The organism is Pseudomonas sp. IT-196MI5 (assembly GCF_949767415.1).
In the GTDB taxonomy this organism is placed as follows: domain Bacteria; phylum Pseudomonadota; class Gammaproteobacteria; order Pseudomonadales; family Pseudomonadaceae; genus Aquipseudomonas.
In genome coordinates this window covers 139,415-160,082 of the sequence record NZ_CATKPZ010000011.1, presented here as the reverse complement: position 1 = coordinate 160,082, position 20,668 = coordinate 139,415, and the positions used below count along the sequence as shown (strand labels likewise).

At 60.8% G+C, this 20,668-nt stretch carries 22 protein-coding genes; 12 read left to right on the top strand and 10 right to left on the bottom strand.

Annotation, left to right across the window (positions count from 1 at the left end):
• Positions 1–60 precede the first annotated feature (60 nt).
• Positions 61–618 (top strand): cysteine hydrolase family protein, encoded by a 558-nt coding sequence (locus ACM6IK_RS08305; RefSeq protein WP_414873922.1) that lies wholly within the window; start codon positions 61–63, stop codon positions 616–618.
• A 213-nt stretch (positions 619–831) separates the two neighbouring features.
• Here ACM6IK_RS08305 and ACM6IK_RS08300 read toward each other — a convergent pair whose 3' ends face one another.
• The 4 genes from ACM6IK_RS08300 to ACM6IK_RS08285 all read right to left on the bottom strand — a co-directional run bounded on the left by ACM6IK_RS08300 (position 832) and on the right by ACM6IK_RS08285 (position 2,601).
• Positions 832–1,044 (bottom strand): SEC-C metal-binding domain-containing protein, encoded by a 213-nt coding sequence (locus tag ACM6IK_RS08300; protein WP_414873921.1) that lies wholly within the window; start codon positions 1,042–1,044, stop codon positions 832–834.
• Positions 1,041–1,535, bottom strand: a complete 495-nt coding sequence (locus ACM6IK_RS08295) for an LEA type 2 family protein (protein WP_414874306.1) — start codon at positions 1,533–1,535, stop codon at positions 1,041–1,043. Before ACM6IK_RS08295 ends, ACM6IK_RS08300 begins: the two co-directional genes overlap by 4 nt.
• Before the next feature lie 87 nt (positions 1,536–1,622).
• Positions 1,623–2,099 (bottom strand): YchJ family protein, encoded by a 477-nt coding sequence (locus ACM6IK_RS08290; RefSeq protein ID WP_414873920.1) that lies wholly within the window; start codon positions 2,097–2,099, stop codon positions 1,623–1,625.
• Positions 2,100–2,103: 4 nt separating this feature from the next.
• Positions 2,104–2,601: a DUF6231 family protein gene (locus tag ACM6IK_RS08285; protein WP_414873919.1), complete on the bottom strand. Its 498-nt coding sequence runs from the start codon at positions 2,599–2,601 to the stop codon at positions 2,104–2,106.
• 189 nt (positions 2,602–2,790) lie between these two features.
• Between ACM6IK_RS08285 and ACM6IK_RS08280 the strand changes: the two genes are divergently transcribed.
• The 4 genes from ACM6IK_RS08280 to ACM6IK_RS08265 all read left to right on the top strand — a co-directional run bounded on the left by ACM6IK_RS08280 (position 2,791) and on the right by ACM6IK_RS08265 (position 5,465).
• Entirely contained in the window at positions 2,791–3,486 is a 696-nt protein-coding gene (locus tag ACM6IK_RS08280; protein WP_414873918.1) for an OmpA family protein, read from the top strand.
• A gap of 89 nt (positions 3,487–3,575) precedes the next feature.
• Positions 3,576–4,286: an OmpA family protein gene (locus ACM6IK_RS08275; protein WP_414873917.1), complete on the top strand. Its 711-nt coding sequence runs from the start codon at positions 3,576–3,578 to the stop codon at positions 4,284–4,286.
• A 149-nt stretch (positions 4,287–4,435) separates the two neighbouring features.
• Positions 4,436–4,714: a DUF1145 domain-containing protein gene (locus tag ACM6IK_RS08270; protein WP_414873916.1), complete on the top strand. Its 279-nt coding sequence runs from the start codon at positions 4,436–4,438 to the stop codon at positions 4,712–4,714.
• Positions 4,707–5,465 (top strand): collagen-like protein, encoded by a 759-nt coding sequence (locus ACM6IK_RS08265; RefSeq protein ID WP_414873915.1) that lies wholly within the window; start codon positions 4,707–4,709, stop codon positions 5,463–5,465. Before ACM6IK_RS08270 ends, ACM6IK_RS08265 begins: the two co-directional genes overlap by 8 nt.
• Positions 5,466–5,533: 68 nt before the next feature.
• On the opposite strand, the gene ACM6IK_RS08260 is transcribed toward ACM6IK_RS08265, so the two are convergent.
• The gene (locus ACM6IK_RS08260) at positions 5,534–5,998 is read right to left on the bottom strand and encodes a CopD family protein (protein ID WP_414873914.1); all 465 of its coding nucleotides are present in this window, start codon (positions 5,996–5,998) and stop codon (positions 5,534–5,536) included.
• A gap of 99 nt (positions 5,999–6,097) precedes the next feature.
• On the opposite strand from ACM6IK_RS08260, the gene dinG reads away from it, so the two are divergent.
• The 5 genes from dinG (at position 6,098) to pdxH (ending at position 13,908) form a co-directional block, all read left to right on the top strand.
• Positions 6,098–8,242: an ATP-dependent DNA helicase DinG gene (gene dinG, locus ACM6IK_RS08255; RefSeq protein WP_414873913.1), complete on the top strand. Its 2,145-nt coding sequence runs from the start codon at positions 6,098–6,100 to the stop codon at positions 8,240–8,242.
• A 94-nt stretch (positions 8,243–8,336) separates the two neighbouring features.
• Entirely contained in the window at positions 8,337–10,751 is a 2,415-nt protein-coding gene (locus tag ACM6IK_RS08250; RefSeq protein ID WP_414873912.1) for a beta-galactosidase, read from the top strand.
• A gap of 219 nt (positions 10,752–10,970) precedes the next feature.
• Positions 10,971–12,116 carry a serine hydrolase domain-containing protein gene (locus tag ACM6IK_RS08245; RefSeq protein ID WP_414873911.1) on the top strand — a complete coding sequence of 382 codons (1,146 nt, stop codon included), beginning with the start codon at positions 10,971–10,973 and terminating at the stop codon, positions 12,114–12,116.
• Between the two features lie 112 nt (positions 12,117–12,228).
• Positions 12,229–13,236: an OmpA family protein gene (locus ACM6IK_RS08240; RefSeq protein ID WP_414873910.1), complete on the top strand. Its 1,008-nt coding sequence runs from the start codon at positions 12,229–12,231 to the stop codon at positions 13,234–13,236.
• A 24-nt stretch (positions 13,237–13,260) separates the two neighbouring features.
• Positions 13,261–13,908 (top strand): pyridoxamine 5'-phosphate oxidase, encoded by a 648-nt coding sequence (pdxH, locus tag ACM6IK_RS08235; protein ID WP_414873909.1) that lies wholly within the window; start codon positions 13,261–13,263, stop codon positions 13,906–13,908.
• A 5-nt stretch (positions 13,909–13,913) separates the two neighbouring features.
• Here the strand turns inward: pdxH and ACM6IK_RS08230 are convergent, their stop codons facing one another.
• Complete coding sequence (locus ACM6IK_RS08230; protein ID WP_414873908.1) at positions 13,914–14,150, bottom strand: hypothetical protein; 237 nt, start codon at positions 14,148–14,150, stop codon at positions 13,914–13,916.
• A gap of 163 nt (positions 14,151–14,313) precedes the next feature.
• Between ACM6IK_RS08230 and ACM6IK_RS08225 the strand changes: the two genes are divergently transcribed.
• A complete protein-coding gene (locus ACM6IK_RS08225; protein ID WP_108216726.1) occupies positions 14,314–14,778 on the top strand; it encodes a glycine zipper 2TM domain-containing protein in 465 nt (154 codons plus the stop codon).
• A 102-nt stretch (positions 14,779–14,880) separates the two neighbouring features.
• Here ACM6IK_RS08225 and nhaA read toward each other — a convergent pair whose 3' ends face one another.
• Positions 14,881–16,068, bottom strand: coding sequence for a Na+/H+ antiporter NhaA (nhaA, locus tag ACM6IK_RS08220; protein ID WP_223531219.1), 1,188 nt, complete (start codon positions 16,066–16,068; stop codon positions 14,881–14,883).
• A gap of 247 nt (positions 16,069–16,315) precedes the next feature.
• Between nhaA and ACM6IK_RS08215 the strand changes: the two genes are divergently transcribed.
• Positions 16,316–17,413, top strand: a complete 1,098-nt coding sequence (locus ACM6IK_RS08215) for a PLP-dependent cysteine synthase family protein (RefSeq protein ID WP_414874305.1) — start codon at positions 16,316–16,318, stop codon at positions 17,411–17,413.
• Positions 17,414–17,555: 142 nt separating this feature from the next.
• Here ACM6IK_RS08215 and ACM6IK_RS08210 read toward each other — a convergent pair whose 3' ends face one another.
• The 3 genes from ACM6IK_RS08210 to ACM6IK_RS08200 form a co-directional block, all read right to left on the bottom strand.
• Positions 17,556–19,169, bottom strand: coding sequence for an NAD(P)/FAD-dependent oxidoreductase (locus ACM6IK_RS08210; protein WP_414873907.1), 1,614 nt, complete (start codon positions 19,167–19,169; stop codon positions 17,556–17,558).
• 107 nt (positions 19,170–19,276) lie between these two features.
• On the bottom strand, positions 19,277–19,945 hold the full coding sequence (locus tag ACM6IK_RS08205; protein ID WP_414873906.1) for a COG3650 family protein: 669 nt from the start codon (positions 19,943–19,945) through the stop codon (positions 19,277–19,279).
• A gap of 110 nt (positions 19,946–20,055) precedes the next feature.
• Positions 20,056–20,652: a short chain dehydrogenase gene (locus ACM6IK_RS08200; protein WP_414873905.1), complete on the bottom strand. Its 597-nt coding sequence runs from the start codon at positions 20,650–20,652 to the stop codon at positions 20,056–20,058.
• Positions 20,653–20,668 lie beyond the last annotated feature (16 nt).

The following is a 20,668-nucleotide window of genomic DNA, read 5'->3' as shown; positions in this document are numbered from 1 at the left end:
CCAGCCGTAACTGGTGATATTGAAGTGCGACACGCTCGACAATCCTGGAGAAAAGCCGGCATGGAGCTCAAGACAAACGCGGCACTGATCATCATCGATCAACAGAAAGGTATCCTGCATCCCAGACTCGGCCGCCGGAATAATCCTCAGGCTGAAGAGCGTATGCTGGAATTACTCGGCCATTGGCGGCGCACCGTTCGGCCGGTGATCCATGTGCAGCATCTGTCCCGCTCTGAGGGCTCAGTGTTCTGGCCGCAGCAGTCGGGGGTGGAGTTTCAGGAACGGTTTCTACCAATGGCCGGTGAGCGCTTGATCCAGAAACAGGTGCCGGATGCGTTTTGTTCGACGGGGCTGGAGACTGAGTTGCGCGAGGCGGGGATCGGGCAATTGATCATCGTAGGCGTCGCGACCCACAACTCGGTGGAATCCACGGCGCGTACTGCAGGCAACCTGGGGTTTGATACGTGGGTGGCCGAGGATGCGTGCTTTACCTTCGACAAGGCTGATTTTTTCGGCCATGCCCATAGCGCCGAAGAGGTGCATGCGATGTCGCTGGGGAATTTGCATGGAGAGTATGCGACGGTGGTCAGCACCGCCTGTGTATTAAAGGCGGACTGAAAAACCTGTGGGAGCGAGCTTGCTCCGGGCGGCGTTCCGACGATGGCAGTCTGACTGACACACCCATAGTGAGTGTGCTGCCGTCATCGCGAGCAAGCTCGCTCCCACAAGGGGGCTGCATTCACAGGACAGTTGTCTGGCGCAGTCCAAATGTGGGAGCGAGCCTGCTCGCGAAGGGGATTCAACAGGCGAAGCAAGCCTTCGCCCGAAGCATCAAGCGCCGTGGCACTTCTTGAATTTCTTGCCATTGCCGCATGGGCACGGATCGTTGCGGCCGACGTCTTTCAGGGCATTGCGCACAGGTTCCTGGTGAGCGTGGCCGCAGTTCGGACCGTGGACATGGCCGTGGTCGTGATCATGGTGGTCATGATCATGATCATGATCGTGGTTGCAGTCAGGGCCGTGGACGTGGGGTTGCTGGGTCATCGGTATTGCTCCGGAATTAAATCGGCGGCGATTATCACGCCATTGCGCGCCAGGTGCACGTAGTGGGCGATGAATATACCGGTTTCCAGTTCACCTTCCAGACGATAGGGAATGGGTTGATCGGATTTTTTCAGCAGTTTGGCCAGATCACGGACCTTGGACCACAGGTTGGTGCGGATCGGCACCTTGAGGTAGGCGCTGTGCCTGGGGCCGATGGTGAACCAGTGTTCGTACTCGCCGTCGGCCAGCAGTATGTCACCCAAGTGAACGCGGTACTCCAGACTGCGTACCGTCAGGTCACTGTCATTGGGGTTGTCGATGCGAAAGTGCAGGAGGAATTTCTGTTCCAGCAGTTTGGCGCTGACCACCTCGATCTTCACCAGATGGACCTCGGGGTCCGGCAAGTCGTCGTCGAACCACGATGTACAGCCGCCGAGTCCGAGTGTCAGGAACAACGTCAGCAGATAGAGTGCGCCGCGGCGGATGATCATCGTGGTGTTTCTCCCTTGAGCCCCGGTCCAGACCCAAGAGATCGCAGCCTTCGGCAGCTCCTGCGGGGTGGACAGACATTCCATGTCTTAACTGCTGAAATAGCCTGCGCAACACTTCTTGAACTTCTGCCCACTCGCGCACGGGCAGGTGTCATTGCGTCCGGGCTTGAGCGGCACGGTGGGGTCGATGAAATACCAGCGCCCGGTGTTTTGCACAAATGACGAACGCTCGCGGTGGCTGTGCTCGCCATTGCTGTCGTGCCAGCGTGCAGTGAAGGTCACGAAAGCGTGTTCAGGCTGGCCGCCCAGCACTTCGGAGCTTTCCACCTCAAGGCCCAGCCACGTACTTTGCGCGCTCCAGTCGCTGATCGATTGACGGTCCAGGCCGGCCTGTTGGGCGGGCAGGGTGGTGGTCACCAGATAGTCGACCAACCCCAGCACGTAGGCGCTGTAGCGCGAGCGCATCAAGGCTTCGGCGCACGGCGCCGGGTGCCCGGCATGGTAGTGACCGCAGCAGGCCTCGAGCAGGGTGCCGCTGCCGCAAGGGCAAATGGATGTACTCATTGCATTACCACCAGTATTTCCCGAAGTTTTCCGGATTGGCCCAGAAGCGCGAATTGAGCCAGTCAGGGACTTGTTTGTATTCAAGCAGATCGTAGGTGAACAGGGTCAAGATCTGTTCGTCCCGTTGAAAGCGTTCGCTGGCTTGCAGGGCCAGGGAGAAAAAGTCGGTTTCCTGCCAGCCACACGCTGACAGATCCGCCAACACGGCGATGCGGCTGGCGTTGAGGTTGCGAATGCCGCCCAGCAGATTCAGGCCGTTGCGCTTGGGCAAATGCTCCAGGCAATCGACCACCAGGGCCAGGTCGAATCGGCGGGCCGCCAACTCGTCGGGCAACGGTCCGGGGGCTGCGAAAGCGACGCTGCTGTCCGGGTGAGCGAGCTTGAAAGCCTCCAGCGCCGGGAACTCGCTGGCGCCGATCAACAACAGGCGCGCGGGGGCATATCGGTCAAGTAAAGCTGCCAGTGCCTGCTGCGGCGTGCGTGAAGAAATACCTGCAATCATCGAAGATCCTCAATCAGATCTGCCAAGACTAGCCTGACCGAACGTTCGGGCCTAGAGCGGCCTGGCGACAAAAGCGTCAACCTGTCGTTAATACACGAATAAACAGCATGGCCTATTGCTGGCGGAGATTAAAACTCGGGTCTTTACTACCTGAATCGGTTTTAAGCCGATCCCTCAGGAGAAAACTAGATGAGCATAGTACGGACAGCATTACCCTTGGTTCTGCTAACCAGTGTCTTGACTGGTTGCGCAGGTTTGCAGAAAACCGACTGGCCGACCTGTGCGGCGGTCGGTGGTGTCGTGGGTGCGGGCCTCGGTGCGACCGAAAGCTCGGCATGGGCAGGGTATGGTGCTCTGCTCGTCGGCGGTACGGCGGCAGCTTATTGCTGGGTTCATGGCGATGGCGACGAAGACGGCGATGGTGTGCCAGATAGTCGCGACAAGTGCCCAGGCACGCCAAAAGGCGTTCAAGTCGATGCCAACGGTTGCCCACCACCTGCACCTGCACCTGTGGTTGAAGAAGTGGCTGTAGTCCAGGAAGAAACTATCGTCATCCGCGATGTTCACTTCCAGTTTAATAAGGCCACGCTTACCTCGTCCGATAAACAGGTACTCGACAAGATTGCCACTCGCTTGAAAGCCGAGGCCCCGACTGCTCAACTGACCGTAACCGGCCATACCGACAGCGTGGGCAGTGACGTCTATAACCAGAAACTGTCGGATAAACGCGCCCACTCGGTGGTTGAATACCTCATCGCGCAAGGCGTACCTCGCAGCAACTTCGTGTCGGTTGTCGGTGCCGGTGAAAGCCAGCCAGTTGCGGACAACAAAACCGCTGACGGCCGTGCACAGAACCGTCGTACCGAAATCAAAATACAGCGTTAAGCCCGCCGTATCCGCGGCTTGTGCAGTCGCGGATGCGGGTCTTTACTCCTGTGTGACCGGTATTGGCCGGTGACACAGGAGCTTTCAACATGATCGTTCTCACAAGGACCGTCTTGCCGGTTCTGCTACTTGGCAGCCTCTTGACCGGTTGCGCCACCCACAGCGATGGCACTGCCCCCCTCAATCAACGCACCTGGCCAATTTGCAGCGTGATCGGCGGCCTGGTCGGTGGTGGTCTGGGCGCAATCGAGAGCGGCGCCTGGGCCGCGGGTGGGGCGGCGCTGGGTATTTTGTCCGGAGGCTTGATCTGTTATGCCCAGGATGGCGACGAAGACGGCGACGGCGTTTTCGACCGACGTGACCGTTGTGCTGATACTCCCGCCAATACCCCGGTCGACCATCGCGGTTGCCCGGCGCCGCAGTACCCGGACAGCGTCCAGGCCGAGCCTGCGCAATCGGAAGTCATCACCCTGAGCGATGACGTGCTGTTTGCCTTCAATCAATCCGACCTGACCCCGACGGCGAAGAGTCAACTGGACGCGTTGATGAGCAAGTTCGAGGATGCCGATGTGGTCAGCATCAAAGTGGTCGGCCATACCGACAGCGTCGGTTCGGATGCCTATAACCAGACCTTGTCGGAGCGACGTGCCAGCAGCGTGGCGGAATACTTGCTAAGCCAGGGTGTGGCGCCGAACAAAGTCACCAGCGAAGGCAACGGCGCGAGCCAACCGATTGCCGACAACGAAACAGAAGAAGGCCGTGCGAAAAACCGTCGCGTGGATCTGCATATAAACCGCTGAGCCATGAGATAGAGCCGTCGGGCGACATTTGCGGTCGGTGCGACGGCCGTTCGGCGGCCTGCATGAAGATTTTTTCGTTGCCCTCTGGCTTATCCCGCGTGGAAGCCGTTACTGTGCGCGCAAACAATAATTCTCATCGGGGGGCGCGTATGAAAGTCTTATGGGGACTGGGGCGGTTACTGACTTTGCTGTTCTGGTCAGTAGTGCTGGTCAATCTGCTCACACCGTTCGTCTTTCCGCTGCATCTGTTGGTCAACCTGGCCGGCGGCCTGTTGGGGTTCATCCATCTTCTGGAAGCGTTGCTGTGCTATCGCAGCCTTCGAGGTCGCGCCCATCCCTGGCTTGATCGCCTGAAGATCGTCATTTTCGGCGTATTCCATCTGCAAACCATTCCAGCCCCCACCGCTTCGAAGGCTTCCCATGCGTAAACTCTGTCTGCTCGCCGCACTCATCAGTCCATTGGCCAGCGCACAGGTGGTGAGTGTCGAAACCAACTCGCTGATGCGCTTGCCCAACACCGCCAGCACCCTGCAACTGGAACGCCTGGAAGTGGCGGATTACGGCACCTTGCTGATTCCCTCGAACGTGACCGAAGTCACCGTGGGTGAATTGCATCTGGGGCGTGAAGCGCGCATTGCCATCGTGCCGGGGGAACAGGCGCTGGCCCTGAAGGTCCGTCGCGCTGATTTGTCCGAAGGCAGTCAGATCACCGCCCGTGGCGCACCCGGAACCTATCAGAAGGCTGCCCGATCCGGACGCAATCTTGATTTGCAGATCAAGGCACTGAACGCGCCGCAATTGATCGTTGATGCTCGTGGTGGTGCGGGCGCACCGGGGTTTATTGGTCTCGATGGGGCCAACGGCCAGGAGCCGGGCTGCACCTGGGGTCAAGCCGGTCGCGGTGCCGATGGCGGTGATGGCAGCAACGGCCAGCCAGGGGCTCCGGGGGCTCTGGTTAAACTGGCAGTGCCGCACGACTACCCGGCAGACCGGATCAAGGTTCAGGTGGCCGGCGGTACCGGTGGCCTGGCTGGCCCGGGCGGCAAGCCGGGCGCGGGTGGCAAGGCCAAGGGCTGCCTGATTTACAAGGCTGATGGCGGCAAGAGCGGTAAACCTGGCACCGACGGACAGCCGGGGCCTGAAGGCGCGGCGGGTTCGGTGACTGTGCAGCGGATGTAAGAAACACCGAGAGCCTTGTGGCGAGGGCAAGCCCCCTCGCCACAAAAGCCCCTCCGGCTACATTTGCTTCAAAACATCGGCCGAACCGCGGCAATTGCCACCACAGCCAACCCCACCAGCAGATTGATCCCCACCAACCGGCGAATCCGCCCAAGTACACTGGCCCCCGCTGGCCAATCCTGCCCGGTCACCGCGGTGCGCAGTTCCGGCAGCATCAGCGCCTGAATGCGGATAAACAGCGCGGTCATCACCACATACAAACCCATCATCACTTGCACATAGCGCGGTGCGCTTTCAAAACCGTTGAAGTGCAAATTCAGCATGCCCACGCCGCTGACCGGCAACAGCACCACCGCCACCCAGACCCAGCGGAAAAAACCTTGAAACACTTCTACCCACAGCTTCAGCCGGGCAGGGCCCTCCAGCGCCGTGATCGCCGCGGGGCGCAGGACCATCCAGGCGAAAAACATGCCGCCGACCCAGACCAGGGCCGCCAGTACATGCAGGCTATAAATGAGGCTAAAAGGTGTCATTGGGTTACTCCGTTCTGCGCGGTATTCATTAGCGGGGTATGATAGCGACCAAACCGAACCACTGAAAATTTATCCAGCGTTTTTTGCGCCCGACAATCCATGATCAGCACCGAACTCAAAACCACGATCCAGGGCGCCTACTCGCGTTTTCTCGAAGCCAAGAGCCTCAAGCCGCGTTATGGCCAACGCCTGATGATTGCCGAAGTCGCCAAGGTCCTGGGTGACATCGACACCGACGACGAAGGCCGGCGCAGTGGCGACCCCGCGATTGTCGCGGTGGAAGCCGGCACCGGTACCGGCAAGACCGTGGCCTACAGCCTGGCGGCGATTCCTACGGCGAAGGCCGCCGGCAAGCGCCTGGTAATCGCCACGGCTACCGTGGCCCTGCAAGAGCAGATCGTCTACAAGGACTTGCCCGACCTGATGCGCAACAGCGGGCTGAACTTCAGCTTCGCCCTGGCCAAGGGGCGCGGGCGCTACATGTGCCTGTCCAAGCTCGACATGTTGCTTCAGGAAGGCCATGCGCGGACCGCCACGGCGCAGTTGTTCGAAGAAGAAGGTTTCAAGATCGAGGTCGACGAGGCCAGCCAGAAGCTGTTCACCAGCATGATCGAGAAGCTCGCCGGCAATAAATGGGACGGCGATCGCGACAGTTGGTCAACCGCCCTGGAAGACGCCGACTGGGCGCGCCTGACCACCGATCACAGCCAGTGCACCAACCGTCATTGCCCGAACTTCGGCCAGTGCGCCTTCTACAAGGCCCGCGAAGGCATGGGCAAGGTCGACGTGATCGTCACCAACCACGACATGGTCCTGGCCGACCTGGCCCTGGGCGGCGGCGCCGTGCTGCCGGACCCGCGTGACACCATCTACGTGTTCGACGAAGGCCATCACCTGCCGGACAAGGCCATCGGCCACTTCGCCCATTACACGCGCCTGCGTTCCACCGCCGACTGGCTGGAAACCACCGCCAAGAACCTCACCAAACTGCTGGCCCAGCACCCGTTGCCGGGCGACTTGGGCAAGTTGATCGAACAGGTGCCGGAGCTGGCGCGGGAGATCAAGACCCAGCAGCAGTTCATGTTCACTGCCTGCGAGCAGATTGCCGATTTCAAACCCGGCGAAGACGTTGAAGGCCGCGAGCGCCCGCGTCACCGATTCGTCGGCGGTGTGATTCCCGAGCACATGCGCGAGATGGGCATTGAACTGAAGAAAGGCTTCGCGCGGCTGACGGACCTGTTCACCCGTCTGACCGAACTGCTCAAGGAGGGCATGGACGGCGAGGTCAACATTGGCATCGCCAGCAACCAGGCCGAAGAGTGGTATCCGCTGTTCGGCAGCCTGCTCTCGCGTTCTTCCGGCAACTGGGAGCTGTGGACCGCCTTCACCGTCGAAGACCCGGAAGACAACCCGCCCATGGCCCGCTGGCTGACCCTGGCCGAAAGCGGCTCGCTGTTCGACATCGAGGTCAATGCAAGTCCCATTCTCGCGGCGGAAATGCTCCGGCGCAATTTGTGGAATGTGGCGTATGGCTGTCTGGTGACTTCGGCGACGTTGACTGCCCTTGGCACCTTCGACCGCTTCCGCATGCGCGCCGGCCTGCCGAAAAAAGCCGTGACGGCGGTGGTGCCAAGCCCCTTTCATCACGCCGACGCCGGTGTGTTGCGGGTGCCGAACCTGAACGCCGACCCCCGTGATGCAGCGGCACATACCGCCGCGATCATTCGGGATCTGCCTGAATTGGTCGAAGGCTCGCGGGGTACGCTGGTGCTGTTTTCCTCGCGTAAACAGATGCAGGACGTGTTCGATGGCCTGGACCGCGACTGGCGCAAGCAAGTGTTCATCCAGGGTAACCTGTCGAAGCAGGAAACCCTCAACAAGCACAAGGCGCGAGTCGATGGCGGCGACTCCAGCGTGTTGTTCGGCCTGGCGAGCTTCGCCGAAGGGGTCGACTTGCCCGGTGCCTATTGCGAGCACGTGGTCATCGCCAAGATTCCATTCTCGGTACCCGATGACCCCGTCGAAGCAGCCTTGTCAGAATGGATCGAAGCCCGGGGTGGCAATCCGTTCATGGAAATCTCCGTACCGGACGCCTCGCTGAAGCTGGTCCAGGCCTGCGGTCGCTTGCTGCGCACCGAAGAAGACCGCGGCACCATCACCTTGCTCGACCGGCGCCTGGTGACCCAGCGCTATGGCAAAGCCATCCTCAACGCGTTGCCGCCGTTCCGTCGAGAAATTTCCTGAAACACCGGTGGGCAGTTTTGCCCACCGCGTTGTCTATCTCTCTGCCATCGCTTTTCCACTGGCCATCCGGGTCGTTAGGGAGATTTTCGTTCTCATGATTTGCCGTTCGCTGCGCCGTTCGTTACCTGCCGTTTTTGTCCTGCTGTTCGCAACACCTTTGCTGGCCGCTCCCGCCAGCGAACAGACGCTGTTCAACTTTGTACGCCCCGCCGACGTGGTCCAGGTGGCGACTCAGGACGCGAGCCTGCCGCAATCCAACGCCGAGCAAACCCCTGAAGGCGAAGTGCTGCGCCGGGTGACGTTCAACCCGGTCGCACGGCCGACTTTGCGCCTGACCCCGCAAACCGGCGCCTGGGACTGGTCGCAGTCGGGCGTCATGAGCCTGCGGATCCAGAGCGCGATGAACTGGGCCCTGACCCTGTACGTGACCATCCAGAGCAACGACGGCAAGACACTGGTCAGCCGCGTCGATTTGCCGGCGGGGCCTGCGCAAACCCTGTTGGTGCCTTTGCAAGCGACATCACCGCTGAGCCAGGGCATGAAAGCTGGCCCGCCGATGCCTGTGACTGTCGAGGGTCAACGTGTGTTACTGGCCAGTAGCGCCGGTGACCTGGATCGCAGCCAGGTGGTGTCGGTGAGCTTGTCGATGGACCAGCCGAAGGTCGCGCAAAGCATCTTGCTGGAGCGCTTTGGTGTGCAGGACGGCGAGTCGGTCACCCAAGCCGTGTATGGCGGGTTAGTGGATGCTTACGGCCAGTCGACCCGGGCCAAATGGCCGGAAAAAATCAGCAGCGACGATCAACTCAAAGGCGCCGTCAGCAAGGAGCAGCAACAACTGAAAGCCTGGCTCGCCGAGCGCGAAAAGTCCTCCCTGGACAAATTCGGTGGCTTGACCAAAGGCCCGTCTCTCAAGGCCAGCGGTTTTTTCCGCACGGAAAAGCATGACGGTCGCTGGTATCTGGTGACGCCTGAGGGCCACCCGTTCTATTCCCTCGGGGTCAATACCGTGGCCCCGGATGTCAACCAGACCTATGTTGCCGGTCGCGAGTGGATGTTCGAATCCCTGCCCAAGGCCGACGAGGCGCTGGCCAGCCACTATGGCGAAGGCGACAACCGTGGCGGCAATGGGGTCGATCAAGGACGCGGCTACAATGCCGGACGCTGGTACGACTTCTACGCTGCCAACCTGCAGCGTCTATATGGTGATCCTTGCGCGTTGGGCAGCGAAACCAAGGCCGGCGTCACCGAAGCGGCCAAGCCCGAAGCGACGGTAGCGAAAGCGCCAGAGCCGAAATCTGTCGAACCGTGTAAAGCGCTGTTCGACGAGCAACGCTGGGCCAGTCACACCCTTGATCGCTTGCAGGCCTGGGGCTTCAACACCATCGGCAACTGGAGCGCACCCGTACTGGGCAACGCTGATCGCGTGCCGTACACCTTGCCGCTGTCGATCGTCGGCGACTACGCCAGCATCAGCACCGGTACCGACTGGTGGGGCGGCATGCCCGACCCGTTCGACCCGCGTTTCGCCATGGCCACCGAACGTGCCGTGGCGATTGCCGCCCGCGACCATCGTGATGATCCGTGGCTGATCGGTTACTACGCGGACAATGAACTGGCCTGGGCCGGTCCAGGGGATGACCCGAAAGCCCGTTATGCCCTGGCGTATGGCACCTTGAAAATGACTACTGACGTGCCGGCCAAGCGCGCGTTCCTCAAGCAACTGCGCGACAAGTACCGTAATCAGGCTGGCTTGTCGAAAGCCTGGGGCATTGATCTGCCGGCCTGGGAGCTGATGGAAGACCCGGGGTTCGTACCGCCACTGCCAAGCGCCGAGCACCCGGAAATCGAGGCTGACTTCAAATACTTCCAGAAGGTCTTTGCCGACACCTATTTCAAGACCCTCTCCGATTCACTCAAGTGGCACGCGCCGAACCAGCTGCTGCTCGGCGGCCGTTTCGCCATCAGCACGCCGGAGGCCGTGGAGTCCTGCGCCCAGTATTGCGACGTGTTGAGTTTCAACATGTATACCTTGCAACCTCAGGATGGTTACGACTTCGCCAAACTGCGCAGTCTCGACAAACCCGTGCTGATCACCGAGTTCAATTTCGGCTCGACCGATCGTGGCCCGTTCTGGGGCGGCGTCACGCCGTTGGCGAAGGAGGAGGACCGCGGTGCGGCGTATGCCAACTTCCTCAAGCAGGCCTTGAGCGAGCCGTCGATTGTTGGTGTGCATTGGTTTCAGTACCTCGATCAACCGGTCACCGGGCGCCTGCTTGACGGTGAAAACGGTCACTTCGGGTTGGTGGGCATTACTGATCTGCCGTTCCAGGGCTTTGTCGACAGCGTGCGCAAGAGCAACCTGGCGACGGTCGAGCAATTGGGCAAGGAGGCCGAGAAGGCTGCGGCTGCCGCCGACAAAGCCAGTCATGACGCCGAGGGCGGCCGCAAGGCCGAGGCCGGCAAGGGGCCGGGGAAGGGCGCTGGCGGGCATTCCGGCAAAGGTCATTAATCGCTGAAACCGCGTCATCGTTCTTCGCGAGCAGGCTCGCTCCCACTTTGGAAAGCATTCTCCTGTGGGAGCGAGCCTGCTCGCGAAGGCGTCATTAGCATCACCACTGCATTTGAAGTTGATGGCAGAGCGACCATCCAGCCCAACCCTGTTCCCAAAACCGTCAAGGGCTGGAACAATGCCCGCCACTTTGTAGAGCGTTAATCCGGGGAGTTGCGGGTGCAGATTCAGGGTCATTACGAGCTTAAGTTCGAAGCGGTGCGAGAGGCGTTCGCGGCGCTGTTCGACGATCCTCAGGAGCGTGGCGCAGCGTTGTGCATCCAGGTCGGTGGCGAAACCGTCCTCGATCTGTGGGCCGGCACTGCGGACAAGGACGGGGCCGAGGCCTGGCACAGCGACACCATCGCCAACCTGTTCTCCTGCACCAAGACCTTTACCGCCGTCACCGCGCTGCAATTGGTGGCCGAAGGCAAACTGCAACTGGATGCCCCGGTCGCACGCTACTGGCCTGAGTTTGCCGCTGCCGGCAAAGAGTCCGTCACCCTGCGACAATTGCTCTGCCATCAGGCCGGCCTGCCGGCATTGCGCGAGTTACTGGCCCCCGAAGCCCTTTACGACTGGCAAACCATGGTCGACGCCCTGGCCGCCGAAATGCCATGGTGGACGCCGGGCGAAGGCCACGGTTACGCGGCGATCACCTATGGCTGGCTGGTCGGTGAATTGCTGCGCCGTGCCGACGGTCGTGGACCGGGGGAATCCATCGTCGCGCGGGTCGCCAAACCGTTGGGCCTGGACTTTCATGTCGGCCTGTCCGACGAAGAGTTCTATCGCGTGGCTCACATTGCGCGGGGCAAGGGCAATGTCGGCGATGCCGCCGCCCAGCGCCTGCTGCAAGTGACCATGCGCGAGCCAACGGCCATGACGACCCGGGCGTTCACCAACCCGCCGTCGATCATGACCAGCACCAACAAACCCGAGTGGCGACGCATGCAGCAACCGGCCGCCAATGGCCATGGCAATGCCCGCAGCCTGGCCGGCTTCTATGCAGGCCTGCTCGATGGCAGCTTGCTGGAAAGCGAAATGCTCGATGAACTGACCCGCGAGCACAGCCTCGGCGAGGACAAGACTTTACTGACCCGGACCCGTTTTGGCCTGGGTTGCATGCTCGATCAACCGGACGTTGCCAATGCCACCTTCGGCCTTGGTCCGCGGGCGTTTGGTCATCCCGGCGCCGGCGGTTCCGTTGGCTTTGCCGACCCGGAGCACGATGTGGCCTTCGGATTTGTGACAAATACCCTGGGGCCGTACGTCTTGATGGATCCGCGCGCGCAAAAGCTGGTGCGGGTTTTGGCCACTTGTCTGTAAAAGCGATCATCGGGTTCCAGTGCTGGAACCCAATAGCCTTTCCAGTTTCAAAGCGTCAGTTTATACGGGCCGATGTGGCCTGATTTTTCGACTTCATTTTTGTGGATATCCAATGTCATCCAATAAAACCCTCGCCTTGGCCCTGTGCTTCGCTATTACCGGTTGCGCACAGACTCCACAGAAAGACGCGGCGGCCCCCGTTGCCAAGACTGAAAGCAGCAGCCACTGGTACTGGCCATTCGGTTCCGACGACAGCGCCGACAAGCCCGCAGTCAAGCCGCAGGTAAAACCTGAAGTCAAACCCGTTGCGGTGGCCAAGGCTGAAACCGCTAGCGGCAGCAAGTGGTACTGGCCGTTCGGCGGCGGCGAGCAGAGCACCGCCAAGGCTGTGCCGATGCCCGACCCGAAAGTCACCCAGGCCTGGCTTGACGACTACGAACCGCGCCTGCGCGAGGCAGTCAAGGGCAGCAACATGCAACTCGAACGCCGTGAAAACGTGCTGGTGGTGACTGCGCCGGTCGAGGGCTCGTTCAATCCTGATCGTCCGGCCATGCTGCTGCCGGTCACACTCGGTCCGTTTACCCGGGTTGCGAAAATCCTTGAAGCCGATCCAAAGACCGCTGTGTTGATCCTCGGTCACAGCGATACCTCCGGCGCGGCACCGGCCAACGTCAAGTTGAGTCAGGAGCGTGCCCAGTCCGTTGCGGCGATTTTCCGTCTCAGTGGTTTGCAGCGTGAGCGCTTGATGCTGCGTGGCCTGGGCGGTGATGCGCCGCGTGCCGCCAACGACAGCGTGCAAGGGCGTGCGTTGAACCGCCGCGTGGAACTGCTGGTGACCCCGCAAAACACCATGGTCGCGCTGCTGAGCAAGTACAACATGCCGGCGCCAGCCCCGGTGACCATGGTCGCTGCAGCTGACGTCAAACCGGTCGCCAAGTCTGTGACACCGGCCCCAGCGACTAAAAAGGCTGCTGTTCCAGCGACGAAAAAAGCCCCGGCGAAAAAAGCGTCGGCCAAGAAAGCACCTGCGAAAACTGCAACGCCGGCAAAAAAGACCACGCCAGCCAAAGCCTCGACGGCTGACAAGAAAGTCGCCACCACCGATACTGCAAAGCAGTGATAGGTTAACCAAAAGGAATGCGCCATGACCCAGGGCCTGGCTGATATGCGTCGCGACTACACCCGTGATGGCCTGACCGAGGCACAAGCCCCGGCCGAGCCGTTCGCGCTGTTCCACCAGTGGTTCGCCGACGCGGTGAAAACCGAACAGGCGCCGGTGGAAGCCAATGCCATGACCCTGGCCACCGTCGACCAGGACGGTCGACCGCACTGTCGCATTCTGTTGCTCAAGGGCCTGGACGAGCAGGGCTTCACCTTTTTCACCAACTACGAAAGCGCCAAGGGCCAACACCTGGCCACGAATCCGTTCGCGGCCATGACGTTTTTCTGGCCGGCGCTGGAGCGCCAGGTGCGCATCGAAGGGCGGGTGGTGAAGGTCACGCCTGAAGAGTCCGATGCCTATTATCAGGTCCGTCCACTGGGCAGTCGCCTGGGGGCCTGGGCATCGCCGCAGAGCCGCGTGATCGCCGGTCGTGGCGAACTCGAAACGTTGCTCAAGGACACCGAGCAACGCTTCAGCGACACCCAGCCGCACTGCCCGGAACACTGGGGTGGTTATCGCCTGCTGCCGGAGCGCATCGAATTCTGGCAGGGCCGCCCAAGCCGCCTGCACGACCGCCTCAATTACCGCCAGCAGGGCGCCGGCTGGATTCTTGAACGTCTGGCCCCCTGAGCAGTTTACCCACCGGGATAGTCTGCCGCAGCGGCCTCCAGCCACTTCGGCAGGTCTCGACGCTTGATCCTCTGCGCCTGAGCACTCGCCAACCGTTCGAGCATGAAGGCTTTTTTCTGCTCATCCTTGCCCGCCAGCGCTAGTGCCAGGTCGCGGTCCATCCAGCGTTTGATCCGCACGTACAGCCACCAATGGAAGTACAAACCGGCAACAGTCGTGACGACGATGATAAAATAGTCCATGAGAATCCTTGGCCAGTGTGCGGTTTTCCGATTTGCCGCTACTGTGTGAGTTCGCGGAGGCGCCTTAACGGAGCCTGAATCAAACCAATTTTATCCGGGCGGTGCCGTGACAGGCGTCAAGCTGCGGAGTTTAATGAATATCTGTTTCTTTGGAGTTGATGCTATGCGTAAGTCTGTTCTACTGGTTGCTTCCTTTTCCACGATGGCAATGTTGCTCACTGGTTGCCAATCGAGCCTGACCGGTGACTCCTACTCCCGTGACGAAGCACGTCGCGTGCAGACCGTTCGCATGGGCACCATCGAAGCATTGCGTCCGGTGAAAATCGAAGGCACCAAAACCCCGATCGGCGGCGCTGCAGGCGCAGTGGTCGGCGGCGTGGGTGGCAGCTCGATCGGTGGTGGCAAAGGCAGTGTTGTTGCTGCGGTCATCGGCGCAGTCGCCGGTGGTCTGATCGGTTCGGCCGCTGAAGAAGGCTTGACCCGCACCCAGGGCGTGGAAATCACCGTGCGCGAAGATGATGGCAGCATGCGCGCCTACGTTCAGGAAGTTCAGCCAAACGAAGTGTTCCGTGTTGGTGAGCGTGTGCGTATCGCCAGTGTGGGTGGCACCAGCCGCGTTTCGCACTAAGCGTAAACACCGGATAAACAAAAAACCCGATCAGGTGACTGATCGGGTTTTTGTTTTTGGCTGAGGCGAGTCTTGATTGGCGCCAGGCGTTATCGCGGTTTATCAGGATGCCAGGCTGGAACCCTTGCGACTCGCCATCGCCGTCACCCCATAACCGATCAGCGCGGCCAGAATCGAACCGGTCAGGATTCCCATGCGATCCATCCCGGCGAAATCACTCACCCCCGGCTCAAAGGCCAGCGAGCCGACAAACAGGCTCATCGTGAAACCAATGCCGCAGAGAATCGCCACGCCTAATATCTGGCCCCAATTGGCGCCTTGGGGCAGGGCGGCGATACCGGTTTTCACGGCCAGCCAGGTCAGGCCGAAGACACCGACGGTCTTGCCCAGCAACAGTCCGATGGCGATGCCCATGGGGACGTGGTGAGTGAAGCTTTCGACGGTGACACCGCTCAGGGACAGGCCGGCATTGGCAAACGCGAACAGCGGCAGAATGCCGTAGGCCACCCACGGGTGCAGGGCGTGTTCCAGGGTCAGCAATGGCGAGGGCTCGGCATTTTTCGTGCGCAGCGGAATGCAGAAAGCCAGGGTCACACCGGCCAGCGTGGCGTGGACACCGCTCTTGAGCACGCAGACCCAGAGAATCAAGCCAATGATCATGTAGGGCCCGAGCTTGACCACGCCGAGCCGGTTCATCCCGATCAGCGCCGCAATACAGGCCGCGGCCAGCGCCAGGGACAGGGTCGACAGAGCGCCGGAATAGAAGATCGCAATGATGATGATCGCGCCGAGGTCGTCAATGATCGCCAGGGTCATCAGGAACAGTTTCAGCGAGACCGGAACGCGTTTGCCCAGCAGCGCCAGCACGCCAAGGGCGAAGGCGATGTCGGTAGCGGTCGGGATTGCCCAGCCGTTGAGGGCCGGTGGCGTGTCGCGATTGAGGTACCAGTAGATCAGCGCCGGCACCACCATGCCACCAATCGCCGCCGCGCCAGGCAGGACGATTTGCGACGGTTTGGACAACTGGCCGTCGAGGACTTCGCGCTTCACTTCCAGGCCGATCAGCAGGAAGAACAGCGCCATCAGGCCGTCGTTGATCCACAGCAGCAACGGCTTGGCGATTTTAAGCGCGCCGATCTGCGCCACCACGGGGGTGTCCAGCAGGCCGTTGTACAGCCACGCCAGCGGCGAGTTGTTGATGATCAGAGCCAGAACGGCAGCGGCGATCAGTAACAGACCGCTGGCAGCTTCCAACTGAAAGAAACGCGTGAAAGTGCTACGCAGAGGCAAGGTCGCTCTCCATCCGTGAGTTCAAAAGGTGTTACACCCTAACAAGTACTGTTAGTTGTTAAAACAAAAGTTATATTCTTTTTTGTTATATGCCGTTACAGAGTGAGCCGCCAGTACCGAGTTGAGCCTAGCAGTTGTCGGGCGTATTGGACCTCAGCTGTATCTGTGCTGGATGTAGGTTTTTACCTAAGCTTGTCGGATGAGCCTTGATAAAAGGCCGACTCCTGCCCGATTCAACGAGAAATCCATCATGAGCGACAACCGACAGTGGTCCCGCGAAGCGATCCGGATCATCGAAGCCGATTTCCAGCGCAGCGCCGACACCCACCTGATCCCCTTGCCGCTGCCGGGTTTTCCAGGCATCGAGTTGTACTTCAAGGATGAATCCAGCCACCCCACGGGCAGTCTCAAGCACCGACTGGCCCGTTCGCTGTTCCTGTACGCGCTGTGTAATGGCTGGCTCAAGCCAGGGGCGCCGGTCATTGAGGCTTCCAGCGGTTCCACGGCGATTTCCGAAGCGTACTTCGCGCGCATGCTAGGCCTGCCGTTCATTGCAGTGATGCCGGCAACTACCTCGAAAGAAAAGATCGCGCAAATCGCCTTCTATGGCGGCCAAAGCCACCTGGTGGACGATCCGACCCAGATCTATGCAGAGTCCGAGCGCCTGGCCCGCGAGCACGACGGGCACTTCATTGACCAGTTCACCTACGCCGAGCGCGCCACCGACTGGCGGGCGAACAACAACATTGCCGAGTCGATCTTTCAGCAGATGCGTTTCGAACAGCATCCCGAGCCTAGCTGGCTGATCTCCAGCCCCGGTACCGGGGGCACCACGGCCACCCTGGGCCGATACGTGCGTTATCGCCAGCATTGCACCCGCGTGCTGTGTGCCGATGCCGAGCGCTCGGTGTTCTTCGATTACTACCAGACCGGCGATGCCAGCCTGCGACTGGACCACGGCTCGCGGATCGAAGGTATCGGTCGGCCGCGTGTGGAGGCGTCGTTTCTCCCCAAGGTGATCGACGCGATGGTCAAAGTGCCGGATGCCCTGTCACTGGCGGCCATGCACTACCTGGCGCAGCGTCTGGGACGCCATGTGGGCGGGTCGAGCGGGACCAACCTGATCGGCGCACTGATGGCCGCTCAACACATGAAGGCGCAGGGGGAGACGGGGTCGATGGTGGCGATTCTGTGCGACAGCGGCGAGCGCTACGCCACGACCTATTACGATCAGGACTGGCTCAAGGCTCAGGGGTATGAATTGAGTGGTTTGATGGCTGCAGTGGCAGCGACGGTGGAGCGGGGTGAGGCGCTGCCGGCTAGCGTGTTGCGCGCCAATATCTGAAACTCATCAGACACAGAAACCAGTGTGGGAGCGAGCTTGCTCGCGATGGCGGCGCCACATTCAACACATATGTTGATTGATCTACCGCTATCGCGAGCAAGCTCGCTCCCACAGGGTTTTGCATTGTTTACGGGATCGGGTATCAGGCTTCCAGGCCAAGGATGTCCCGAGCCACTGCTTCTGCAATGCGAATCCCGTCAACGCCCGCCGACAGAATCCCGCCCGCATAACCGGCACCCTCACCGGCCGGGAACAGGCCTTTCACGTTCAGGCTCTGCAACGACTCGTTGCGGGTAATGCGCAGCGGTGAGGAGGTACGGGTCTCGATGCCGGTCAACACCGCATCGTGCAGCGAGTAACCACGAATCTGCTTTTCGAACGCCGGCAAGGCTTCGCGGATCGCTTCGATGGCGAACGCCGGCAGTGCCAACGCCAGATCACCCAGGGCAATACCCGGCTTGTAGGACGGTTCGACGCTGCCCAGTTCGGTGGACGGTTTGCCCGCGATAAAATCGCCGACCAGTTGCGCCGGCGCTTCGTAGTTGCTGCCGCCCAGCACAAAAGCGTGGGACTCCAGGCGTTCCTGCAGCTCGATACCGGCCAGCGGGCCGCCCGGATAGTCGACTTCCGGGGTAATGCCGACGACGATCCCGGAGTTTGCATTGCGCTCGTTGCGCGAGTACTGGCTCATGCCATTGGTGACCACGCGGTTCGGCTCGGACGTCGCCGCCACCACGGTGCCGCCCGGGCACATGCAGAAGCTGTAGACCGAACGGCCGTTCTTGGCGTGGTGCACCAGTTTGTAGTCGGCGGCGCCCAGTTTCGGGTGGCCGGCGTATTTGCCCAGGCGCGCACGGTCGATCAGCGATTGCGGGTGCTCGATGCGGAAACCCACCGAAAACGGCTTGGCTTCCATGAACACGCCTCGGCCGTGAAGCATGCGGAAGGTGTCGCGGGCACTGTGGCCGAGGGCGAGGATCACGTGCTTTGAATGTATCTGCTCTCCGCCGTTGAGTTCGACGCCGACCAGTTGCCCGTCCTCGATCAGCACGTCGGTGACCCGCTGCTGGAAGCGCACTTCGCCGCCGAGGGCGCGAATCTGCTCACGCATGTTTTCCACGACGCCGGTCAGACGGAATGTACCGATGTGCGGTTTGCTGACGTAGAGGATTTCTTCCGGCGCGCCGGCCTTGACGAATTCGTGCAGGACTTTGCGACCGAGGAATTTCGGATCCTTGATCTGGCTGTAGAGCTTGCCGTCGGAGAATGTCCCCGCGCCGCCTTCACCAAATTGCACGTTGGACTCGGGGTTGAGCACGCTTTTGCGCCACAGGCCCCAGGTGTCCTTGGTGCGTTGGCGTACTTCGGTGCCGCGCTCGAGGATGATCGGCTTGAAGCCCATTTGCGCCAGCAGCAGCCCGGCGAAAATCCCGCACGGACCGAAGCCGACGACGATCGGACGTGCGCTCAGTTCGGCCGGTGCCTGGCCTACCGCTTTGTAACTGACATCCGGAGCCACGTTGACGTTACGGTCATCAGCGAACTTGTGCAGTACCGCCGCCTCATCGCGAACTTCAAGGTCGATGGTGTAGATGAAACACAGTTCGGAGGACTTTTTACGCGCATCGTAGCTGCGCTTGAACAAGGTGAAATCGAGCAGGTCATCGCTGGCAAGCCCTAAGCGCTGCACGATGGCAGGGCGCAGGTCTTCATCGGGATGGTCGATCGGCAACTTGAGTTCGGTGATTCGTAACATGGCGGGATCCGGTTCGCGGGGCGCACAACTGCGCCAGGGCGTTTGAAGCCGGCGATTATAAGCCCCAAAGACAGCGTCCAGTGAGGCAAAAACCGCCTCTCGTCGAATCAGTCGTCGCGCGAGCCGCCGAAATACCCGCATCCACGCTGGACCTGGCCGTCAACGCGCAGCTCGGCACTCATGTGCTGGACGCTGCCGGTGCTGTTGTCGACGCAACGTTGCGGCGCAACCCACAGTTCGATGTGCTGGTTATTGACTTCGGTGCTGAGGTTGAAACGGCCGTCGCCCAGTTGCTCTTCCACGTAGGGCACGGCGAGGGGCGGCTGGCCGGCGCGGTCAATGACCATGCCTTTGCCGCTGACCTTGACGTTCCACTCCGGCGTATGGCCGGCGGCGCGCAGGGTCAGCAGCTTGAAATTCGGATCGTCGCAGGCGGTGCCCGAGCGCTCGACGCGGTACAACTGCTCCAGATCGAGCTGGCCGTCACCACCGCTGCCGGCCACAACCCGCCCACGCACGTCGGCAAACAGTTTGCCCTGCTTGTCCGCCAGGTTTGCGGCCTGCTGCAGGACGCTGGTACCGCCCGTGTCGTTGACCACGTAGCGGTTTGCCTGGTTACACGGCTGGAACAGCAGTTTGCCGTCCGCCGCGGTCAACTGGCCTTGCATGCGTGTCTGGCCGGCATGGGAAACGCTCTGCCGTTCACCCTCGAACAACTGGCAAGCGGTGAACAGCGGAAGCAGGGCTACGAGGACTAAGGAACGGGCAACACGCATCTTGGGGTCTCCTGACAAGTGCCGCCACGTTACTCAGGCTGACCGTTCATCACAACCCGTTATTGCCTCCACTTTGTACAGGCACTGGTACAACTCGGGTTGTTCGGTCTTCAGATATGAAAGGTCTGACCGGTCTGCAACCCTTCCACACTTTTGGCGTAGGCCAAGGCTACGTCCGCCGCAGGAACCGGCTTGAAGCCACGGAAGTATGGAGCGTATTTACCCATGGCCTCGACGAGGACGTTCGGGCTGATCGAATTCACACGCAGGCCACGCGGCAGTTCGATGGCGGCGGCCCGGACGAAGCTGTCCAGTGCACCGTTGACCAACGCTGCCGAGGCACCACTGTAAATCGGATCGTGACTGAGTACGCCAGTGGTGAAGGTGAACGAAGCACCGTCGTTGGCGAATTCGCGACCGATCAACAGCAAATTGACCTGGCCCATGAGCTTGTCTTTGAGGCCCAGGGTAAAGCTCTCCTCGGTCATCTCATTGAGCGGGGCAAAGGTCACGTTGCCAGCGGCGCACACCAGCGCATCGAATTTGCCGGTCTGCGCAAACAGTTTGCGAATTGAGGCGCTGTCACTGATGTCCACCTGGAAGTCGCCGCTGGTGCGACCTATGCGAATGATTTCGTGGCGTTGCGACAGTTCTTTGTCGATAGCCGATCCGATGGTGCCGCCTGCGCCGATCAAAAGAATTTTCATGGAAGCTGATCCTCGT